Genomic DNA, 20,127 nt, shown 5'->3' with positions numbered 1-20,127 from the left:
AGAAGTCTCCCCTGGATGAGCGTTTTGCGTACTGCTGTACACGGCTATCGGCTGGGGCTGCTGGGCCGCGAGCCGCAAGAGGGGGCGCCCACCGCCATGTCGTTCGGGCAACCTGGCCGGCCAGCCGGGCGGGCGGGCGGTCACACCGTGTGCACTCCGAGCATGTGCTGCTGCAGCAGCCGACGCAGCTGCCGCCGCCCCCTGTGGATGCGCGACATCACGGTGCCCTCAGGGGTTCCCATCAGGTCCGCGATCTCGCGGTAGGAGAGACCCTCGACGTCTGCGAGGTACACAGCGAGGCGGCGCGGCGGGGAGATCTGGCGGAAGGCGGCTTTCAGGTCGGGATTCACGATGCTCTCCAGCGCTTCCGCCTCGGCCGACTTCGGCGCTTCGGAAGCACGGGCGCCAAGGCGTGCCAGCTGCTCGTCCTCGACCTCGGAGGAGAGACACAGCTGCGGTCTGCACTGCTGGCTACGACGCATGGATATGTACTGATTGACCATGATCTTCTTCATCCAGGCCGCGAAGTTCGTGCCTGGGCGAAACCGGTCGAACGATGCGTACGCGCGCGCGTACGCTTCCTGGACCAGGTCCTCAGCGTCTGCTGCGTGGCGCGTGATGCGCCAGGCGGCGGCGTAGAGGGTGCGACGATGCGGGAGGGCTTCCTCTTCGAATCTCGCACGGCGCTGCGCGGCACTCTCCCGCTGGTTGCGGGTGCCCGGTTCCGATGGGAAATGCATCGCTTTCACGGTCTCCGGGATTCGCCTCGAGGACCGGTGCTACAAGGCGGCAGAGCTTGCACCACTCGGCCCGGAAATCGACAAGCACGGGCTTGTGCTCTTGCGCACCTCATTCGCGAAGGTCTCGTCCGTCACGCTTCTCGGATTGCCTGCCGTTCGGGCTACCTCAAAAGCGGGCGGTATTGATCGACGCCTTCTGGACACCTCGTTCGGAGCAGATGACGGGTCACCGTCCCGGGCGGGGCGTGAGGGTGCGTCCAGGGTCTGCCCGGCGAATCAAGGTGCAGGTAAGTAGCGGCGCCGATCAACTCACGTGGCAGACTCGCGTCTGCGCCATGATCGGCCGGACGGGTTTTAATTGCGGCCTGCCATGACCCCGCCGTCGACGTTGAGGATGGCGCCCGTCGTCCAGCTCGAGGCCGGCGAGAGGAGAAAGACGATCGCGGAGGCCACGTCCTGCGGGGTGCCGACCCGACCGAGGGGCTGCAGCCCGCTCAGCTGCTCCATCGCGGCGTCCAGCTGGTCTGCCGGGAAGACCTTCTCGAACAGGGGCGTCCTGGTGACGGCCGGAGCCACGGCGTTCACACGGATGCCCTCGCCGGCGAGCTCGATGGCCAGGTTGTGGGTGAGGGCGTGCAGTCCCGCCTTGGCCATCGAGTAGGCCGACGACGGGGTCACGGCGAGGGCTTGGTGCGCCCACATGCTGCCCACATTCACGATGGCGCCGCCCCGGCCCCCGGCGACCATGCCCCGGACGATCGTCTGAGTCAGGAAGAAAGTCGCCCTGTTGAGGTCGTGATAGGCGTCGTAGTCCGCGACCTCGTAGTCGAGGAAGCGCTTCGGCATGAAGAACCCTGCCGAGTTGACGAGGAGAGTGGCGTCGGGGTGGTCCTCCGCCAGCTGCTTCTGCGCCTCGACGACCTGGTTCCGGTCCGCCAGGTCGGCCGCGATCGACCACGCGCTGCCGGAGCGCGACAGGCCTGCCACGGCGTCGTCGAGTTTCCGACCCGGGCGGCCGACGATCACCGCGCTGCCTCCCTGCGCGATCACGTCTTCGGCGGCCTTGAGACCCATGCCGCTGGCACCGCCGATCACGACGAGCTTCTTGCCTTCGAAGTCCATGGCTACGGTCCTTCTCCATTGAGCGATGAACACTTCTTTCCCGTGTTCCACCTGACCCTGCCATAGCAGTGTCTAGAACAGCTCTATAACTTCTCTACGGCGCCCATCGCAGTGGTTGCGTGATCTGACCAGCGGAAACGGCCGGATCTTTCCTGTCTACCGCTTCCGCCTCTGCGCATTGCTGCGCGAAGAAAAGGGCCCGTGCGGGAGGCGCGTGACAGTAGCGGTCCGGTCCATTTTCAGCGGCGAGTCCCTGTCCACTGCGCTCTCTGATCGCCCGCGGCCTGACCGGTGTCCAGCTCGTCAACTCCGACGGCGCGGGTGGCCACGCTGCTGCGGACCGTGTTCGGACAGCCCGACACGGACGCGGTGAGGCCCAGATCCGGCACATCCGCTCCGCCCTCGGAAGCCCTGCTGGCGGGTGTCTCGTCGATCAGGCCGGATCAGGGAGCGGTGGCTGGTGGTGGGGGCACCTCCCACGCCGTTCAGGCAGTGGGGAAGCATCGCAAGGCGGAGGAGGGAGTCGACGCGGAGCATCGGCGACCGACGACAACGCCGCGAGGTGCGGTGCCGGCCGCCGCGAGCCCGGCATGATCGCCGAGACACCCCCTAGGGCAGCACCGTGCACAGTGCGTCCAGTGCGCTCGACCACGCGCTGGCCGAGGGCGCCGCGTAGTTGAACACCAGGGCGTCCCGTTCGGGCAACTGCCATCCGCAGTCCTCCGTTTCGTAGCGGAACTGCGTCAACCCCCTGATCGCCAGACCTTGCCGGGCCGCGGCCTGGACCACCGAGCTTTCGGTTCCACGCGGGAGTTCGAGGACCGTCTGCAGTCCGGCGGCCATCCCGGTCACACGAATGCCGGGAGCCCTCTGACGCAGGACCTCGACCAGTTGATCGCGGCGACGCCGGTAGCGCAGCCGCATCGAGCGCACATGACGGTCGTACGCACCCGAGGCGATGAATTCCGCCAGCGTCAGCTGCTCCAGGGCGCTCGTCATGTAATCGCCGTGCCCTTTGGCCGTCACGATCTCCCGGATGAGTTCCTCCGGCAGCACCGTCCATCCGAGCCGTAGCCCAGGCGCCAGGGACTTGCTCACGGAACCGAAGTACACCACCCGCTGCGGATCGAGGCCTTGCAGGGCCCCCACCGGCTGACGGTCGTATCGGAACTCCCCGTCATAGTCGTCCTCCAGGATCAGGCCGCCCGTGGCGCGTGCCCAGTCGACGGCGGCCGTGCGCCGCTCCGGGCAGAGCGCGACCCCCGTCGGGTACTGGTGCGCCGGGGTCAGCAGCACCGCGCCCACTCCGGGCAGTCGCGCGAGGTCGTCGATGCGCCCGCCATGTTCGTCGACGTAGAGGGGCGGAGTGTGCAGACCGGCATTCCTCAGCAGGTCGCGATACAGACCGAGGCCGTAGGCCTCGACGGCCACCGCCCCCGCCCGCCGCACCCTGAGCGCCCGCGCCATCAGCGCCAGGCCGTGGTGGAAACCGGAACAGATGACGATTCGCTCCGGCCCCGCGCATACCCCGCGGGCCCGCGCCAGGTAGTCCGCGAGTGCGGCGCGCAGCTCCGTCCGGCCGCGGGCGTCACCGTAGCCGAAGGCCTCGTACGGCGCGGCGGTCAGAGCCCGGCGGGCCGCGGTGAGCCACTGTGTGCGCGGAAAGTTCGCGAGGTCCGGTGCACCCGTCCACACGCCATACCTGGGACGGTGCTCGTCGGGCCTCGAACGAGGAGCGTCGGGCGTGACCCTGTGCGGCTCCGGGACCCGCGTGGCCACCCGGGTCCCGGAGCCCTGCTGGGCGGTGAGCCAGCCCTCGGCGACCAGCTCGGCGTAGGACTCGACCACGGTGTTACGCGAGACGCCGAGATCCGCGGCGAGTGAGCGGGAGGCCGGCAGACGGCTGCCGGGCGCCAGACGCCCCGTGCGCACGGCCTCCCTCAAGGCGTCCGCGAGCCCTGCGCGCAGCCCCGGTCCGCGCAGCTCCACATGAAGGTCGGCACTGAACGCGCGGGGCGGACCGGCCGCGGAACTGGTCCGATGACCTGCCACGTAAATGAACGATACTCCCAGACCATCGACTGGCCGGTGGTCCCGTGAGGCCGCGCTGCCGGCCGTCCCTCGTCGCGGTGACGACCGCGCGTCGTGTCGTTCCGCGAGCGTGTTCGCCGCAAGCGCGGGAGCGGCTCGCTCCACGAGCCCCGCGGACATCACCATCAGCCACGCACACACGACGAGGACCCGACCGTCAGGTCGAGACCCTCGTCACTGGGATGTCACTGTTTGTGTCCGAGGGGGGAGTCGGTCCTCAACGATACGCTCGTGATCGCCCAAGGGCGTCTGTATCTCCAGCGCTGACAGATCCCGGCAGCCCGAAGAGTCTTACGAAGCCTCCACTGGTCTTGGAGCGTGTGGCGCAAGCCCCATAGCACACGGCTGTGTTGTTCCCCGGCAACAAACTCGTGCAACGTCGGAGCACCGAGAGGGGGTGTGTACCGGCGTCATCGAGCAACCTGGTCGACAAACTGGGGCATGATCGCTTGCGCCCACTCGGATACACTCGGCGGCCGCCGACGAACCCGGGCTCGGGGTGGTATGCGCGATCCCAAGCCTCGCAAACCTCCTCGGGGTCCGTCCCAGCATGGGCACTTCATAGCCCTGGGAGATTATCCAGGACCGGATCTGTCCCGTGTCCACGGGCCGGGTGTCCGCCGGGGGCTCGGGTTTCCACAGTGTGGGGCGCAATCGAGGGCTCCACACTCCCGGCACCGATGTGTCGGTCGAATCGACAAGTCCCCGTCCATCTCTGATGGAGATGACTGACATCCCGAACCATCGCCACAGACGGGGAAGCACCCAGTGCGGACCGACGCTTACGCCTGCGTGACGGCATCGAAGAAGCTGTCGGCCACTCGCAGCACTACCGCCCGCGCCGGTCTCCCGGCTCGCCCCGCCAAGAAGGTGCACATGTCCGCATCGTCCGAACTCAAGGCCTCGCGTCGGACCGCGACCGCAACGGCCCCGCACGGCGTGCCAGGGTGGCTGGTCGCGCTCCTGGCCGTCGCCTCCGGCATGACGGTCGCCAACCTCTACTACGCCCAGCCCCTGCTGTCCTCGCTGAGCGGTGTCTTCCACACCAGCACGGCCACCGCCGGCGCACTGATCACGCTGACCCAGGTCGGCTATGTGCTCGGCATGCTCTTCCTTGTCCCGCTCGGCGACCGGCTGGAGAAGCGCAATCTGGTCACCGTCCTGCTGGCGGTCACGACCCTCGCCCTGGTGGCGGCGGGACTCGCCACCAGCTTCCCCATGCTGCTGATCGCCTCGCTGGTCAGCGGAGCCACCTCGGTCGTCGCCCAGATCCTGGTGCCGTTCGCCGCCGGCCTCGCTCCCGACCACGCCCGCGGCCGTATCGTCGGCCGGGTGATGAGCGGCCTGCTCACCGGCATCCTGCTCTCCCGCACGCTGAGCAGTCTGGTCTCGGACCTCGCCGGCTGGCGCGTCGTCTTCCTCGGCTCCGCCGCCCTGATGGCCGTGCTGGCCGTGGCCCTGCGCTTGGCCCTGCCGCAGCACGCGCCGACCACGAACATCCCGTACCACCACGTGCTGCGCTCCACCGTCCGGCTGGTGGGCACGCACCCTGCGCTGTTGCGCCGCGGTCTCTACCAGGCGGCGATGTTCGGCGCCTTCAGTGCCTTCTGGACCACGGTCTCCTTCGTCCTGACCGGTCCCCGCTTCCACTACTCCCCCGTCGGGGTCGGCGTGTTCGCCCTCGTCGGCGCGGCCGGAGCGGCCATCGCCCCGTTCGCCGGGCACTGGGCCGACCGTGGGCTCGTCCGCCCCATGACCGGCATCGCCTTCGTGGTCGCCGCCCTGGCCTTCGCGCTCGCCGGGTTCGGCGGACACAGCGTCGTGCTGATCGCCCTGGCAGCGATCCTCGTCGACATGGCCGTACAGACGACCCTGATCCTCGGCCAGCACACCGTCTACCAGCTGGACCCCGCCGCCCGCGCCCGCCTGAACAGTGCATTCATCGCCCTGTTCTTCGTGGGCGGCGCGGCCGGATCGCAGCTCGGCTCCGTCGTCTACCACGCCGGAGGCTGGACCGGCCTCACCGCACTCGGTGCTGCTCTCCCCCTCGTCGCCCTCCTCTACTGGACCACCGAACGTCGGAGCGGGGCGGCAGGAAAGCCGAGCACGGCAAGCCTGTAACCCCGGGTTCCGCGCAGGTCGGGTTCAGCTCGCGGTCAACTTGTCCCTCAGTCGGCCGCGAACTCGGCGGTCCGGTCGGTGGCGTCGTGCGCGTCGATGAGGATGGTCTCGTGGGCCTCCAGCAGCCGACACGGTGACGACGGCGCCATCGACCTCCTGGTCTCCCAGGTGATCCGGACCGGCGAACGGCAGGCGTGGTTCCTGGCCGAGCATCTGGTCGACACACCGCTGGTGCGTGCCTGACCGACGGCCTCCAGCCACTGTCCCCGCCGATGTGAGCCCTACCGAACGCATACGATGCAGCGAAGATCGAAGCCGGCGCTGCTTGACCGGGAGCGGATGATGGATCTGCGGCAGATGGAGGTCGTCGTCGCGGTGGCCGACACGGGCGGTTTCACGGCGGCGGCACGGCGGCTGCACGTGGTCCAGTCCGCGGTGTCCAGCACGGTCCGCGCCCTCGAACGCGAACTGGGCACCCCGTTGTTCGACCGCACCACGCACCGCGTCGCCCTCACCCCGGCCGGCGAGGCGTTCGTCCCCGCCGCACGCGCGACGCTCCGGGCCGCCGAGCTGGCACGGGAGGCCGTCGATGCCGTACGGGGGCAGCTGCGCGGGCGGGTGACGGTCGGCACGATGCAGGGGGTGTGGGCGGGGCTCCACCACGCCCTGGCCGCGCTGCGTGCGGAGCATCCGGGCGTGGTCGTGCACCTGCGACAGGCGGCCGTCGCCGACATCCGGCAGGCACTGCGCGACGGCACGGTGGACCTGGCCGTGGTCGCGCTGGACCGCCAGCAGCAGCGCGGGCTCGCGACCCGGCTGCTGTCCCGCGAGGACATGGTGCTGCTGGCGGCGCCCCGGCGGGTACTCGCCGGGGCCACACCGAACGGCGAGGTCCGGCTCGCCGACATCGCCCAGTTGCCCCTGGTGGACTTCACACCCGGCTGGGCCATCCGCTACGCGGTCGACAGGGCCTTCCGCGCCGCGGGCATCGACCGCAGCACGACGTTCGAGGTCAACGACATCGGCGCGGCGGCCGAACTGGTCCGGGGCGACCTGGGCGTCTGCATCATGCCCAAGTCGATCGCGGACCGCTTCCCCGATCTGCCCCAGTACCGGTTCGACCGACACGCACCGAGCTGGAAGATCATGGTGGTACGGCCTCCCGGCGAAGCACCCCCGGCGGTCGCCGCGCTGCTGCGCCACATCACCTGACGGCAAGCGTCGGCGACGTCACACCGGAACCCACCACAGGGCGGTCCCGACCGAGCACGAGCGGATCAAGGCCATGGTCGCCATCGCCCAGAAGGCCGAGGAGGCCGGCCTCGACGTCTTCGCCACCGGCGAGCACCACAACCCGCCGTTCGTGCCGTCGTCCCGCACGTGTACACGGCGTCGGAGGGCTGAGGTTCAGGCAGCGACGCGCACCCCGCAAGAACGGTCGGGCGCCGGCCTGGATACCCATGCTCGTCCTGACGGGCAAAGCCCCGCTCCTGGAACCTCGCTGCCCTGCGGTGAAACCGCCGACCCGTCGGCGGACCACCATGTTGATGATCGCGGCTAGCGGACGGCTGCCTTCAGTGCTGCCGCCGTGGCGGTGGTCAGTGTTTCCAGGTAGTCGTCGTCGCTGCGGTCCTGCATGAGCAGCATGCGGAAAACGAGAGGGGCGATGAGCAGGTCGGTGCCGAGTTCCAGATCCACCGTGGGTGGAAGTTCGCCGTGGTCGATCGCGCCCTGCAGTATCGCGCGTGCTGCCAGCCGCCGCGGGGCGGCCACTGCCGTGTGGAGCATCTCCGCGAGGGCGCTGTCGCGGCGGGACTCGGCGAGCAGTTCCGTCCCGATCCGGGCCAGGAGCGGATTGGCCAGTTGGCTGCGGAAGGTCGCGAGCAGTTCGCGGAGGTCGGTGTACAAGTCGCCGGTGGCCGGCGTGTGCGGGAGTGTGTCGGTGACCTTGTCGTGGATCAACTCGGTGATCATCGCCTGCTTCGAGGGCCAGCGCCGGTAGAGCGCGGCCTTGCCCACGCCGGCGCGCCGGGCCACCGCCTCCATCGACAGCCGTGCATACCCGACTTCGGCGAGTTCGGTGAAGGCTGCCTCGGTGATCGCGTCGGTCACCCGCTGCCGCAGGACCGCCCCGCCGGTCGCCGGCCTGGTCTCCTTTTGCTCTGCTGCCACGGTCCGAGCATAACGAACGGAACGGCCCCGTTCCATATGTGCTAGCCTGAGAACGCAATGGAACGTTACCGTTCCGTTCCACGAGGGAGTGAGAATGAAGTTCCTCTACGACGACGAGTCCTTCTCCTTCGAGGCACTGCGCGCCGCGGGCTACGCCGCCTACAGCGGCGCCGACCTGGGCGAGGTCCTGGTCACCTGCCGGCAGATCCCGGAGGGGGACGAGGAGGCCTGGTCGGCCCAGTGGGCCGCGACGGCGGCGCGCATCGAGCGCATCGGCCGCAACGCGCTGGCCGCCGGTCACCGGGTCAGCGCCCGCGAGGCGCTGCTGCGCGCGTCCAACTACTACCGGACCGCCGACTTCTACCGCCGCGAGAATCCCGCCGCCGACACCGAGTCGGCGCGGCTGGCCAAGGCATCCCAGCAGACATTCGCCGACGCGGCCGCCCTGCTCGACACTCCGGCCCGCGCCCTGCGCATCCCGTACGAGGACACCACGCTTCCCGGCTACCTGTTCCTCGCCGACGATTCGGGCACCCCGCGCCCGACCGTGCTCTACCACGGCGGATACGACTCCACCCTCGAGGAGAACTACCTGGCACTGGCCGCAGGCGCGCTGCGGCGCGGCTACGACGTCATCGCGTTCGACGGTCCCGGTCAGGGCAGCACCGTCCGCGAACAGGGCCTGCACTTCCGGCCGGACTGGGAGGCCGTGGTCACTCCGGTCGTCGACTTCGCGTTCACCGTGCCCGAGGTGGATGCCGAACGACTCGTGCTGGTCGGCACGAGTCTCGGCGGCTACCTCGCCGCGAGGGCGGCCGCCTTCGAGCACCGCCTCGCCGCGTTGGTGCTGCACGACGGCGTCGACGACTTCCACGAAGTCGCCGCCGCGACCGCCGGCCGAGCCGCCACGACGCCCGGCGGTATCGAGGCACTGATGGCGCAGAACACCATGGTGCGATGGATTGTGCGCAACGGCCGGTGGACCTTCGGTGTGTCCGACTTCGATGAGCTGGTCGAGGCAGCCCAGTCGTACACCCTGGCGGGTATCGCCGACCGCATCACCTGCCCGACACTCGTCCTCGACGCCGAGAACGACGCGTTCTTCAAGGGGCAGCCGCAGCGTCTGCTCGGCGAGCTGACCTGCCAGAAGGAACTGATCCTCTTCCGTGAGGACGAAGGCGCCGGCGAGCACTGCCACGAGGGGGCACTCTCCCTGTTCCACCAGCGCACCTTCGACTGGCTCGACACCCTGCTCGCCCGCTGACCTCGCAGGTCGGCCCGCAGGTCGTGCCACCGGCCGGGAGCCGGAAGCGGGTGTCGATCACGCCTGTCCGGAAACGGGGCGCCGTGGGGCAACTCTGTGTCCGAGGGGGAGTTGACGGCTGACGATACGGTCGAGGTGGCACAGGGCGAGCCCTTGTTCCCGAAACCGGGGGCGCCGAGAAACAGGGGCGTCGGGCAGTGACCGATCAGGTCAGGACGAGCTCCAGTACGGTGACGGAGAGAGGTGGCACGGTGCTCGTGAAGGACGCTGCCGCACCGGTCACGGCGCTCGTCCTGGGCACCAACGTGTCGGGGGCGGTCAGCGTGTTGGTGGTCGCGCGCGAAGAGCCGGTCAGGACCGTCGCGGTGGCTTGTCTCTTGACCCCGCTGGCCAGTCCCTTCAGCTCGACGGGCACCTTCACCTTCTCGGTGCCGCAGTTGACGATCGCGACATAGAGCCGCTTCCCGGAACGGGTGGCCACGGTGGCGAGGCCGGGCAGGGCGCGTGCGGTGGCCGGAAGCACCGTGTTGCCGAGCCTGCTCGTCAGCATGTGCTGAGCCCAGTAGCTGGGCGACACGTAGCTGGTGAGGTTGTCGTAGGCGATCAGGTTGGTGGCCCAGACGTTGTTCTTGACGTGCGAGAAGAGCGGCGCGTAGCACTCCATGAGGACCTGGTCGGAGTTGCGGATCAGGCCGGCCAGCCAAGCGGCGTCGCCGAGCGCCGCGTCGAGGTCGGGTGTGGGGCGGCCCTCCTGCGCGGCCCATTCTCCGACGAACACCTTCGTCGAATTACGGTCCCGGTTGTCGTACTTGTGGGTGGAGGCCTGGGCGGCGGACGGCGCGAGGTAGTAGTGCTCGTCGATGAGGTCCGGCGTGCGGCTCGTCACGGACGTCGTGGCGATCAGCTTCAGATGCGGGTACTTCGCCTTGATCGCGTCGTGGAAGGCCGCGAACCGCTCGTCGTACGACCCCGAGGAGTCGAACCAGTCCTCGTTGCCGATCTCCACGTACTCCAGCGGGAACGGCGCCGGATGTCCGTCGGCGGCACGTCGGGCGCCCCAGGTGCTGGTGACGGGACCGGTGACGTACTCGATCTCGTCGAGCGCGTCCTGGACGAACGGCTTGAGGGCGTCGCCGGTGACGTGTTCGCCCTTGAGCGCGTAGCCGGCGTACACGGCGAGGACCGGCTGGGCGTGCAGGTCCTCGACCCATTCCAGGTATTCGAGGAGTCCGAGACCGTCCGTGGACCAGTAGCCCCAGGCGTCGTCCATGTGGCCAGGGCGTTCCCAGACCGGACCGACGGTGTTCTTCCAGTTGAACCGTGTCGCAATGGTGTTGCCTTCGAGGAAGTTTCCGCCGGGGAAGCGCAGGAACTTCGGCTTCAGGGCGACCAGTTTCTCCATCAGGTCGATGCGCAGGCCATTGGGCCGGTTGTTGTAGGTGGGCGGGAAGAGGGACACGTGCTGGAGCCACAGGGTCTCGCCCGCGGCGGCGGGGTCGGCCGTGGTGACGGTCAGCCTCGCGTCACCGGCCACGGGGGTGCGCGAACCGGTGCGCAGGGTCAGCTCGAACGGGCGGCCGGGGAAGGCGGTGCCGATGTGGGGCACGTGGGCGGACGCGTACACCGTCGCGCCGTCCGCCGACTCGATGGCCACCGTGAGCGGGCCGATGCGTCGGGAGGCCTTGGCGAACAACCGGGCGGTATAGGTGGCTGCAGGCCGCACGGGTATGCCCCAGAAGCCGTCGTTGGCGACGCCGGCCCGGTTTCCGGCCCCGGTGCTGCCCGGCAGTGCGACCTTGAGGGAACGGTTGAGCGCGGCGTTGAGCGGGGTGGCGGTGTCGAGTGCGAGTGTCGTTCCGCCGACGGCGGACCAGTGGACGGGGGTGGTGTCGTCGGCCATCATCGAGCGGTTCTGCACCAGTTCGGCGTAGATGCCGCCCTCGCCGGAGTGGTTGATGTCCTCGAACATCAAGCCGGGGAGTATGGGGGACACGGCGTGCGCGGGGCTGGCGACGTCCACGCTCAGCAGCGGCGTCGTGGTTTCCACCGGAACCCCGGCCAGCGCCGCGACCTGGTCGGACGTGAGGGCGGTCGGGAACATCCACACGTCGTCGATCAGGCCGTGCCACTGGTCCACGTGCCCGCCGCCGTAGAGCGCACGGCCGATGGCGGTGTCGCCGCTGCCGGCCCAGCCCGCGGTGTAGGCGGTCTCCCCCTCCAGCACGCCGTTGACGTACAGGCGGATGACGCCGGCGGTCGGGTCGCTGACGCCGACCAGGTGGGTCCACGTGTCGGTGGTGGGCGCTGAGGCGGCGGCCGCCACCGCGGCATTCTGGGTGGCGTCCGAGCCCAGCCGGGCGAAGGCGAACGTGCCGGTGTCGTCGCGCAGCCCCAGGTAGAAGGCGCTGACGACCTTGCCGTCGATGCTGACGGCGGTCTGGTAGCCGCCGAGTTGAGCGAGGTTGACCCAGACGCCCACCGAGAACGCCTTGGAGGTGTCGAGGGCCGGCCCGGACGCCGTGGCGTTGCCGCCCGCCTTGAGATTCAGGCTGTGGGTTCCGGCCTTGCCGGTGTCCCAGCCGGCCGCGCCCTGGAGCGTCGCGGTACGACCGTTGCCGGAGGAGTCGGCGGCCACGGTGCCGGATCCTTCGTCGAAGGTCCAGTGGGCGGCTGCGGCGGGGAGGTCCGCGGCAGCGGCGCTCGCGGTTGTGCCGGCGAGTTCGGCGGCTCCGGCGGGAGCGGCGGTGGCGAAGGTCCCGGCGAGCGAGGCGGCTCCCAGGACGGTGAGGACGGTTCTGCGCGGCACTCCGGCTTCTGAAGGCATGCGGCTCATTCCCTTGTGACAGACCGTTGCGTTGCGTAGCGGCCGGAGCAGGGCAGCCCTGCGGAAGCTGCCGACCGACCTCGTTCGGTATTCCGTACACTGATCGGTACTTCGAGCAGCAGGGATCTTAGGGTGTCCGCGAGTCCCGTCAACACCCCTCGTACGGCAATGCTTTTCGAGACACAGGAACCGGCCCAGCGCCGTCCGCGTCCGGGAGAGCGCCATGAAACCCCGGATCAGCTTGAACCCGTACACCGCCCCCTTGCACGCAACCTGAGCGCCGGCAGTCAGTCGCGCGGGCGGAGGCTGGCTTCTTCGAGGTCGAGTTCGTGCTGGATCCGGCGCCGGGTGGCGTTGCTGATCTTGTTCGCTTCGTAGAGGTGCTGGAGCTCGGCCGCCTCGATGGCGATGAGTGTCCGGCGAATCTCGCGGTAGGCGTCGGCAGGCCGGGCGTCCGGGTCGCTGTAGTGGGCGTCTTCCACCTGGTGGATGCGCGCTTCCAAATGACGACGGGCCTGTTTCAATGCGGCCTGCGCGGCGGCACCCAGATCGGCGAGTTCATCCAGATCGCCGAGCTGCTCCAGCTCTGCGAGTGCGGCGTGGGCGATGCGTCGGCGGGTCCGCGCCTCCTCGCGAGCGGTGTGCTCCGGTTCCAGAGCGATACCGGAGCGGCGGACGACAGGGGCCAGGGTGAACCCCTGGAAGACGAGAGTCAGCGCGACGGTCCCGGTGGTGAGCATGAGAATGAGCGCCCGGTGCGGCAGCGGCGCCCCGGTGTGGGTGACCAGGGGGATGGAGAGCGCGGCCGCCAGCGGCATCACACCGCGGGTGCCCGCCCAGGACAGGACGGCCGGAACGCGCCAGGAGAGCCGGTTGTCGCCGATCCTGTGCCGGTGATGGATCAGGGCGGACAGCGGGAAGATCCACAGCAGGCGGATCGCCAGCAGAGCGAAGGCGATCAACGGCACCCACAGCGGCCAGCCGTGCTCGTCGCGCGCGAGATGGCGGACGACCGAGGGAAGCTCGAGGCCGATCAGTGCGAAGACGACGCTCTCCAGCAGGAAGGTGACGGTGTCGTAGACGGCGTGGACCTGGAGGCGGACGGAGGCGTTGCCGAGTTTGTGGCCGGTGCTGCCGAGGACGACCCCGGACACGATGACGGCGGTCACGCCGGAGGTGCGCGACTGCTCCGCGATGACGTAGGAGGCGTAGGGAGTGACCAGCGCGATGACGGTCTCCAGCATGGGGTCGTCGGTCCGCCTGCGGATCAGGGTCACCACCGCGGCGACCGCCGCACCCACGAGGGCTCCTCCGCCCGCGAGAATCAGGAACTCCAGGGCGGTCCCGGACACGCTGATGGCGCTGCCGGTCACCGCGGTCACCACGGCGACCTTGTACAGGACCAGCGAGGTGGCGTCGTTGAACAGGCTTTCCGCCTGCACCAGGGCCTGCACGCGCGGTGGGAGGGACAGACGTCGGCCGAGCGCGGTGACGGCCACGGGGTCGGTGCTGGCCAGTGCAGACCCGAGAATAAGCGCGGTCGCGGCGGTGAGCGGGGTGATCGCGGCGGCCATGTACCCGATGGCAAGGGCCGAGACGACGACCAGACCGAAGACCAGTGCGCTCACCGGCCTCCACACGGCGCGCAGGTCGCGGACAGAGATTTCCCCGGCCGAGGCGTAGAGCAGGGGAGGCAGCACCAGCACGCTGATCACTTGAGGCGGCAGACGCACCTCGGGAACCCACGGCATCAGCCCCACGACGAGGCCGGCGATCACGAGGAGTGACGGAGCGGGCAGGCTCCAGCGCCGGGCACCGGTCGCCACCGCCGTGGCCAGGACCACGAGCAGCAGAACAACGGTCAGACCGGTCATCGAGCTTCCCACTGGGTCGACGGTCAGTGTTCCTGGGCCGTGGGACGGACCATGATCTCATTGACCGCTACATGCGGGGGCTGCGTGATCACGAAGGTGATGGCGCGGGCGATGTCTTCGGCGCGCAGCCAAGCGTCCTGCGGTACACCACGGGCGGCAGCGGCCCCGGGGCCGGTCGCCATCTCCGTCACCGTCATGCCCGGCTCGATCAGCCCCACCCGGATGCCCCTTCCCGTCACCTCCTGACGCAGGGCCTCGCTGAGCGCGCCCACCGCGTGCTTGGTCGCCGAGTAGACACCGTTGTTCCTGCGCACCACCCGGCCCCCGACCGAGCTGACGTTCACAAGATCAGCGACCCCGCGCGGCCCGTTCGCCGCCGCGCGGAGCAAATGGGGCAACGCCGCCTGCGACAGGTGCAGGACGGCGTTGAAGTTGAGATCGACCATCCGCTCCCACTCCGCCGCGTCGCCCTCCCCGATGGTGCCCATGGCCACGTAACCGGCGTTGTTCACGAGCACGTCCAACCGTGCGAAGCAAGCCACGGCCTCTTCGACGGTCCGACGAGCCTGCGCCGCGTCTTCGAGGTCAGCGGTGAGAACGCTGCACGAGCCACCCCCGTCACGGATCACCGCGGCCAGGTCCTCCAGCCGCCCCGTACGGCGGGCGACCACCGCCACGGCGGCGCCCTGACGCGCAAGCGACAAAGCGGTGGCCGCGCCGATACCGCTGGACGCGCCGGTCACCAGCGCCGCACATCCGGCCAATGGCGCATCGCCATGGGCGACGCCGGCGCCCGCGGCCGTAGCGCCCTGATCCGCGGGTTCCGCGTGGCCGGCGTTCGGATCCCTCACACTCATGATCACCCTTCACAGGTCATGCCGCCTGCTCTTCGAAGCTTGCACCAGGTAGTCCAAGACCGCCTCCGCGCATTCCTTCACCGGGTGTCGTCGACCGCCTCGAACCGGACGCCGCGATGTACATCAAAGATCACCGATCCCGCTCGTCGCCGGCACTCTCCCCGGTCAGTGGCTCTCCCGGTGGGCGTGCGCCTCCGCGAGGAGGAGGTAGCTGCTGGCGGTCCAGGTGTAGGCGCGGTCGCGCAGGCCCGTTCCGGTCAGGGCGTCGAAGTTCTCGGCGAAGCCGTGGGTCTCGCACAGGGCGCGGAAGCGGGCGCTGATGTCGTCGGCCAGTCGGGTGTGGCCGGCGCGGCGCAGGCCGTCCTCGACGAGGACGGTGGCGGGGGCCCAGATCGGACCGCGCCAGTAGCCGTCGGCGAGGTAGTGCGGTGAGGTGGTCAGTTCGGTGGCGAGACCGTACGGGGTGAGGTGGGCCTTGATGTGGTCGGCCAGCGCGCCGCCGACCTCGTCGGGCAGGTGTTCGCCCAGCACGACGGGCATCAGGTCCAGGAGACTGGCGCTGCTCCAAGTGGTCCCGCCGGCGGCCCCGCGGGCGACGAACCTGTCGCCGGTCCAGAGCTCCTCGAACAGCGCCGTCTGTATCTCCGCGGCCGTGCGCGTCCACCGGTCCGCGTCGTCCGGGCGACCCAACTCCGTGGCGAGAGCGGCAAGTTCGTGCAGCTGGAGTATGAGGAAGGCGGCCAGGTCGGCGGTGACGACCACCCGCTCGGGATCGAAGGTGGTGGCGTTGTCCCAACCGCTGTCGTTGCCGTGCTGGTAGTAGGGCAGTGCATCCCCGGGGGCCCGTCTCGCCGTGAGCCAGAAGTCGGTCCAGCGCTCCAACCGGTCGTAGGTCTCGACCAGTTCGGTCTGGCCGGGAGGTGTCGGCAACCGGCGGCGCAGGTGACCGAAGGCCCAGCCGTGGATGGGCGGCTTGACGAAATTGTGCAGGACCTCGGAGTGGGTGACGGAGTCGGGCAGCGCGCCTGCCGCGTCCTGGTGGTCGAAGGGGAGGTGGAACTGGTCCCAGCCCAGTTCCGGGCAACCGGGAGCCAGCGCAAGAGCGTTGAAACAGTGGTCCCAGCTCCAGACCTTGTCCATCCAGTGCTTGGACATCAGCACGCCGGGCCGGGAGAGCAGGCCCGTCGGCCGCACGGTGGCCGACCAGACCACGTAGGCGGCGAGTTCGGCGGCCGGGGTGGCGGCCGACCGCCAGGGGGCCACCGCTTCGACGAAGTCCGCGAACTCCCGCCGCGCGGACTCCGCGACGGCCTCGAAAGCCGCCGAGGAGGTGTACGGCGGGCGGGCGGTGTCGAGTTCCTCGATCGCGATCTCCCACACCCCGTCCGCGTCCCCGGTCACGGCGAGACCGCGGTCGGCGCCGCCCAGGGCCTGCTCTCCGGCCACCTCGGCGCGGGTGCCCGAGAGCACGGAGACGCGGTAACGGCGTCCGGTCTCGTACGACGTGAAGACGTACGCGTCCGCCGCCGGGTCGTGGAAGAAGTACGTTCCGCTGAAGGGGGTCAGGGTCTGTGCGGCGGCGAAGACGCCGAAGCCCAGGCCGCTCCCCCACAGCCGTACGGTGTCGGGAGACTCGTAGGCGAGGTCGACGCGCCCGTTCTCGCCGATCCAGCTGAGCAGGCCAGGTGTCGCCTCGACACGGCCCTCGGCGCGGTCGCCCGTCGCCGTGTTCAGGGGGACCAGGCGCAGGACGCCGTGCATGCCGTTCTGGTGCGAGACGAGGTGGAGGTCCTCTGCGTAGGTCTTCTCCGCGATCACGGGCGAGATGTCGAACCAGGATCCGAACGTGCTGAACGGGATGTCATGGACGGAGAAGGCCGGGCCGGATCGGGCGGCGGTCATGGGGCGTGACTCGTTTCTGGAGCAGGGGCAACGGTCGGCTGACGCGCCGTCGGGTCAGCCGTCGTGCCGTGGTTGAGGGGGAACTCAGTCCTTGACCGCACCGGCGGTCACACCCGCGGCGACATAGCGCTGGGCCAGGACGAGGATGACCGCGGCCGGCAGGGAGGCGACCACGGCGGTGGCCATGATGGCGTTCCACTGCTGGTTGTTGTTGCCGATGTAGTGGTAGATGCCGAGGGTGATCGGCTCGTGGGCGCCGCCGTTGACGAGGGTGCCGGCGAAGACGAAGTCGGACCAGGACCACAGGAACGCGAACAGGGACACGGTGACCACGGCGTTGCGGCTGATGGGCAGGACGATGGACCAGAAGGTGCGCAGCGGCCCGGCGCCGTCGGTCGTCGCCGCCTGGAGCAGTTCGCCGGGAATGCCGGACATGAACGCGGTGAAGATCAGGACGCCGAAGGGGACGGCGAGGGTGGAGTCGGCGACGATCAGCCCGGGGACGGACTGCAGGAGGCCGAGCCGGAGGTAGATGGCGTAGAAGCCCATCGCCATGATGATCCCGGGGATCATCTGGGCGGCCAGCAGCACGAAGCCCAGGATGCCTCCGCCGCGCGGGCGCAGCTTGGCCAGTGCGTAGCCGGCGGGTGCGGACAGGGCGACGGTCAGGACCACGGTGCCCAGGCCGATGACGAGGCTGGTGCCGAGGTAGGGCAGCTGCTCGTCGAGGACGGTGTGGTAGCCGGTCAGGGTGCCGTGCAGCGGCAGCAGGTCCGGTGGGCTCTTGCGCATGTCCCGGTCGCGGGTGAGGGAGACGTTGACCATCCAGTACACCGGGAAGAGCATGATCCCGGTCAACAGCACTCCGGTCGTGGTCTTCACCCAGGTATGCCTGCGGGTTCGGCTCATGACAGCGCCTGCTTTCTCTGGACCCGGACGTAGACCAGGCCGAAGACCAGCGCGGCGACCACGAGCAGGTTGCCGACGGCCGCGCCGGGGCCGAAGGCCGGCAGGAGGTTGCCGAAGCCGAGCCGGTAGGACCAGGTGGCGAAGGTGGTGGACGAGTCCGCCGGGCCGCCCTTGGTCATGATCCAGATGATGTCGAAGACCTTGAGCGTGTAGATCAGTCCCAGGAGCAGAGTGATCGCCGACACCGGACGCAGCAGCGGGAAGGTGACGCGCCAGAAGCGCTGCCAGGCGTTCGCCCCGTCGATGGCGGCGGCCTCGTACAGGCTCGCGGGGATAGACTGCAGGCCGCTGTGGAGCACGACCAGGTTGAACGGGACGCCGATCCAGATGTTCGCGATGATCACCGAGGTCAGCGACCAGGACGGCGAGGTCAGCCAGTTCACCGGCCCGATGCCGATGGCGTGCAGGGCGGCGTTGACGACGCCCGACTCGCTGTTCAGCATCCACGACCAGGTGGAGGCCGAGACGATCAGCGGCAGCAGCCAGGGCACCAGGAACAGGGCACGGAGCGTGGCCGAGAGCCGGAAGTTCTGGTGGAAGAAGACCGCGAGGGCGAGTCCGATGGCGTACTGGAAGACCAGGCACACGGCGGTGAAGACCGCGGTGTGGAGCAGGGCCGGGGCGAAGACCGGGTCGGCGAAGACCTCGCGGTAGTTCGCCAGGCCTGTGAACGGCGCGTCGCCCTGGACGAAGGAGCGCACGGTGTAGTCGCGCAGGCTCAGGTCGAGGTTGCGGTACAGCGGATAGGCGTAGAAGAGGAGGAGGTAGAGGGTCACCGGGGTGAGGAAGGCCCAGGCGGCCCACTGGGGGGAGGCGGGCCGGCGGCGTTCCGTGCTGCGGGCCGAGTGCGGGGTGGCGGCCGCCGCCCCGTTCCGGACGCCCTCGGATCGGTGGTCCGGGAGCTGTGTCGTGTGGTTCATCAACGACCCTTGTGGTCGGCTCACTTGGCGGCGGACTGGGCCTCGGACAGCGCGTCCTTGGGCGACTTGGACCCGCTGAGGGCGGACTGGACGGCCTTCCACATCTGTTCTGAGATCTTGGGGTACTTGGTGCCCAGGTCGTCACTGGTGCGGCCCTTGGCCGCCTTGACCGCGTCGACCCAGGGCTTGAGGTCGGCGTTCGCGGCCACCTGCTTGTCCTGGACCTCGCCGTCGGGGGCCACGTAGGACAGCGTGGTGTCGGTGTTGTAGAGGTTGTCGCCGCTGGTCAGGCAGGTCACCAGCTTCTGAGCGGTGGCGTAGCGGCCGGTGTCCTTCTGGACCGGGACGGTCACGAACTCGCCACCGGTCGGGGCTGCAGCGTTGCCGCCCGTGTCGGCCGGGATGGGCAGCACCCCGTAATCGAAGCCGGCCTTCTTGGCGTTGGCGAGCTGCCAGGTGCCGTTCTCCGCGAAGGCGTAGTCGCCGCCGGCGAACTCCTGCCAGCTGGTGGTCTGGGTGTTGTTGAGGACCGAGTTGGGGGCGTAGCCGCTTTTCAGCCAGTCCTTCCACAGGGAGAGCGCCGACACGGCCTGGGCGGAGTCGAGTTCGGTCAGCTTCGCGCCCGAACCCCAGAACCAGGGCAGGAACTGGAAACTGCCCTCCTCGGTGCCGATCGCCGAGAAGGTGATGCCCTTCTTGCCGGCCTTCTTGACCTTGGCCAGCGCCGCCGTCAGCGACGTCCAGTCCTTGACCGAGGCGATGTCCACGCCGGCCTTCTGCAGCACCTCCTTGTTGTAGTAGAGGGCCAGGGTGTTGGCGCCGATCGGCGTGCCGTAGATCTTGCCGCCCGACTGGCCGGCCGCGAGCAGGTTGGGGTCCACCTTCGAGGTGTCCAGCTTGTTGTCGTCCGTCGTGGTGAGCACGCCCGCCTCGGCCAGGGTCGACACCACCGGGTTGTCGACGATGAGGACGTCCGGCGAGTTGCCCTGCTGCGCCGCCAGCAGCGTCTTGTTGCCCAGGTCGCTGGTGTCGAAGGCGGTCCGCTTGACCTTCACCTTGGCCTTGGTGCCGCACTGGTCCAGCAGCTTCGCCCAGTCCGAGCCCTTGTCGAACTGTGGATACGGGTCCCAGATCGTGTACGTGCCGCCGCCGGCACCCTTGGTGTCGGTACTGCCCGAGCCGGTGGAGCAGGCGGAGACGGCCACGGCGAGAGCGGTCACGGTTGCGGCGGTCAGACGGCGCCGTCTGGAGGTGCTGTTCATCGCGAGGGT

Annotated in this window: 14 protein-coding genes and 3 pseudogenes; 5 read left to right on the top strand and 12 right to left on the bottom strand. The window is 69.4% G+C overall.

Annotated features, from left to right (window positions below):
• Window positions 1-140: 140 nt before the first annotated feature.
• The 4 genes and pseudogenes from IE318_RS34740 to pdxR form a co-directional block, all read right to left on the bottom strand.
• Window positions 141-740 (bottom strand): sigma-70 family RNA polymerase sigma factor, encoded by a 600-nt coding sequence (locus IE318_RS34740; RefSeq protein WP_189906767.1) that lies wholly within the window; start codon window positions 738-740, stop codon window positions 141-143.
• 22 nt (window positions 741-762) lie between these two features.
• A pseudogene (locus IE318_RS34735) lies at window positions 763-923 on the bottom strand (thioredoxin family protein); the annotation flags it as partial.
• A gap of 171 nt (window positions 924-1,094) precedes the next feature.
• Window positions 1,095-1,862: an SDR family NAD(P)-dependent oxidoreductase gene (locus IE318_RS34730; RefSeq protein WP_189906765.1), complete on the bottom strand. Its 768-nt coding sequence runs from the start codon at window positions 1,860-1,862 to the stop codon at window positions 1,095-1,097.
• A 609-nt stretch (window positions 1,863-2,471) separates the two neighbouring features.
• The gene (gene pdxR, locus IE318_RS34725) at window positions 2,472-3,914 is read right to left on the bottom strand and encodes a MocR-like pyridoxine biosynthesis transcription factor PdxR (protein ID WP_229903939.1); all 1,443 of its coding nucleotides are present in this window, start codon (window positions 3,912-3,914) and stop codon (window positions 2,472-2,474) included.
• A 978-nt stretch (window positions 3,915-4,892) separates the two neighbouring features.
• On the opposite strand from pdxR, the gene IE318_RS34720 reads away from it, so the two are divergent.
• From IE318_RS34720 to IE318_RS34705, 4 genes and pseudogenes are all read left to right on the top strand, one after another.
• Complete coding sequence (locus IE318_RS34720) at window positions 4,893-6,074, top strand: MFS transporter (RefSeq protein WP_373311363.1); 1,182 nt, start codon at window positions 4,893-4,895, stop codon at window positions 6,072-6,074.
• Between the two features lie 129 nt (window positions 6,075-6,203).
• Window positions 6,204-6,317 (top strand): annotated as a pseudogene (locus tag IE318_RS34715) (DNA starvation/stationary phase protection protein); the annotation flags it as partial.
• Between the two features lie 54 nt (window positions 6,318-6,371).
• The gene (locus tag IE318_RS34710; protein ID WP_229903938.1) at window positions 6,372-7,286 is read left to right on the top strand and encodes a LysR family transcriptional regulator; all 915 of its coding nucleotides are present in this window, start codon (window positions 6,372-6,374) and stop codon (window positions 7,284-7,286) included.
• Window positions 7,283-7,455: pseudogene (locus IE318_RS34705) on the top strand (LLM class flavin-dependent oxidoreductase); the annotation flags it as partial. The gene IE318_RS34710 and the pseudogene IE318_RS34705, both read left to right, overlap by 4 nt.
• A gap of 176 nt (window positions 7,456-7,631) precedes the next feature.
• On the opposite strand, the gene IE318_RS34700 reads toward IE318_RS34705, so the two are convergent.
• A complete protein-coding gene (locus tag IE318_RS34700) occupies window positions 7,632-8,246 on the bottom strand; it encodes a TetR/AcrR family transcriptional regulator (RefSeq protein WP_030175072.1) in 615 nt (204 codons plus the stop codon).
• 94 nt (window positions 8,247-8,340) lie between these two features.
• On the opposite strand from IE318_RS34700, the gene IE318_RS34695 reads away from it, so the two are divergent.
• A complete protein-coding gene (locus IE318_RS34695) occupies window positions 8,341-9,510 on the top strand; it encodes an alpha/beta hydrolase family protein (RefSeq protein ID WP_189906760.1) in 1,170 nt (389 codons plus the stop codon).
• A gap of 205 nt (window positions 9,511-9,715) precedes the next feature.
• Here IE318_RS34695 and IE318_RS34690 read toward each other — a convergent pair whose 3' ends face one another.
• The 7 genes from IE318_RS34690 to IE318_RS34660 form a co-directional block, all read right to left on the bottom strand.
• Window positions 9,716-12,334, bottom strand: a complete 2,619-nt coding sequence (locus tag IE318_RS34690) for an alpha-L-arabinofuranosidase family protein (protein WP_189906758.1) — start codon at window positions 12,332-12,334, stop codon at window positions 9,716-9,718.
• A 287-nt stretch (window positions 12,335-12,621) separates the two neighbouring features.
• Window positions 12,622-14,208, bottom strand: a complete 1,587-nt coding sequence (locus IE318_RS34685) for a Na+/H+ antiporter (protein ID WP_189906756.1) — start codon at window positions 14,206-14,208, stop codon at window positions 12,622-12,624.
• Window positions 14,209-14,231: 23 nt separating this feature from the next.
• The gene (locus tag IE318_RS34680) at window positions 14,232-15,065 is read right to left on the bottom strand and encodes an SDR family NAD(P)-dependent oxidoreductase (protein ID WP_189906787.1); all 834 of its coding nucleotides are present in this window, start codon (window positions 15,063-15,065) and stop codon (window positions 14,232-14,234) included.
• A 165-nt stretch (window positions 15,066-15,230) separates the two neighbouring features.
• The gene (locus IE318_RS34675) at window positions 15,231-16,967 is read right to left on the bottom strand and encodes an amylo-alpha-1,6-glucosidase (RefSeq protein ID WP_189906754.1); all 1,737 of its coding nucleotides are present in this window, start codon (window positions 16,965-16,967) and stop codon (window positions 15,231-15,233) included.
• Between the two features lie 84 nt (window positions 16,968-17,051).
• Complete coding sequence (locus IE318_RS34670; protein WP_189906752.1) at window positions 17,052-17,876, bottom strand: carbohydrate ABC transporter permease; 825 nt, start codon at window positions 17,874-17,876, stop codon at window positions 17,052-17,054.
• Window positions 17,873-18,856, bottom strand: a complete 984-nt coding sequence (locus IE318_RS34665; RefSeq protein WP_189906750.1) for a carbohydrate ABC transporter permease — start codon at window positions 18,854-18,856, stop codon at window positions 17,873-17,875. Before IE318_RS34665 ends, IE318_RS34670 begins: the two co-directional genes overlap by 4 nt.
• 20 nt (window positions 18,857-18,876) lie before the next feature.
• Complete coding sequence (locus tag IE318_RS34660; protein WP_189906749.1) at window positions 18,877-20,118, bottom strand: sugar ABC transporter substrate-binding protein; 1,242 nt, start codon at window positions 20,116-20,118, stop codon at window positions 18,877-18,879.
• Window positions 20,119-20,127: the final 9 nt, after the last annotated feature.

The sequence above is a fragment of the Streptomyces spiralis genome, assembly GCF_014654675.1.
GTDB lineage: Bacteria > Actinomycetota > Actinomycetes > Streptomycetales > Streptomycetaceae > Streptomyces > Streptomyces spiralis.
Note: the sequence above shows the minus strand (reverse complement) of the source record. Positions and strands in the feature narration are given on the sequence as shown.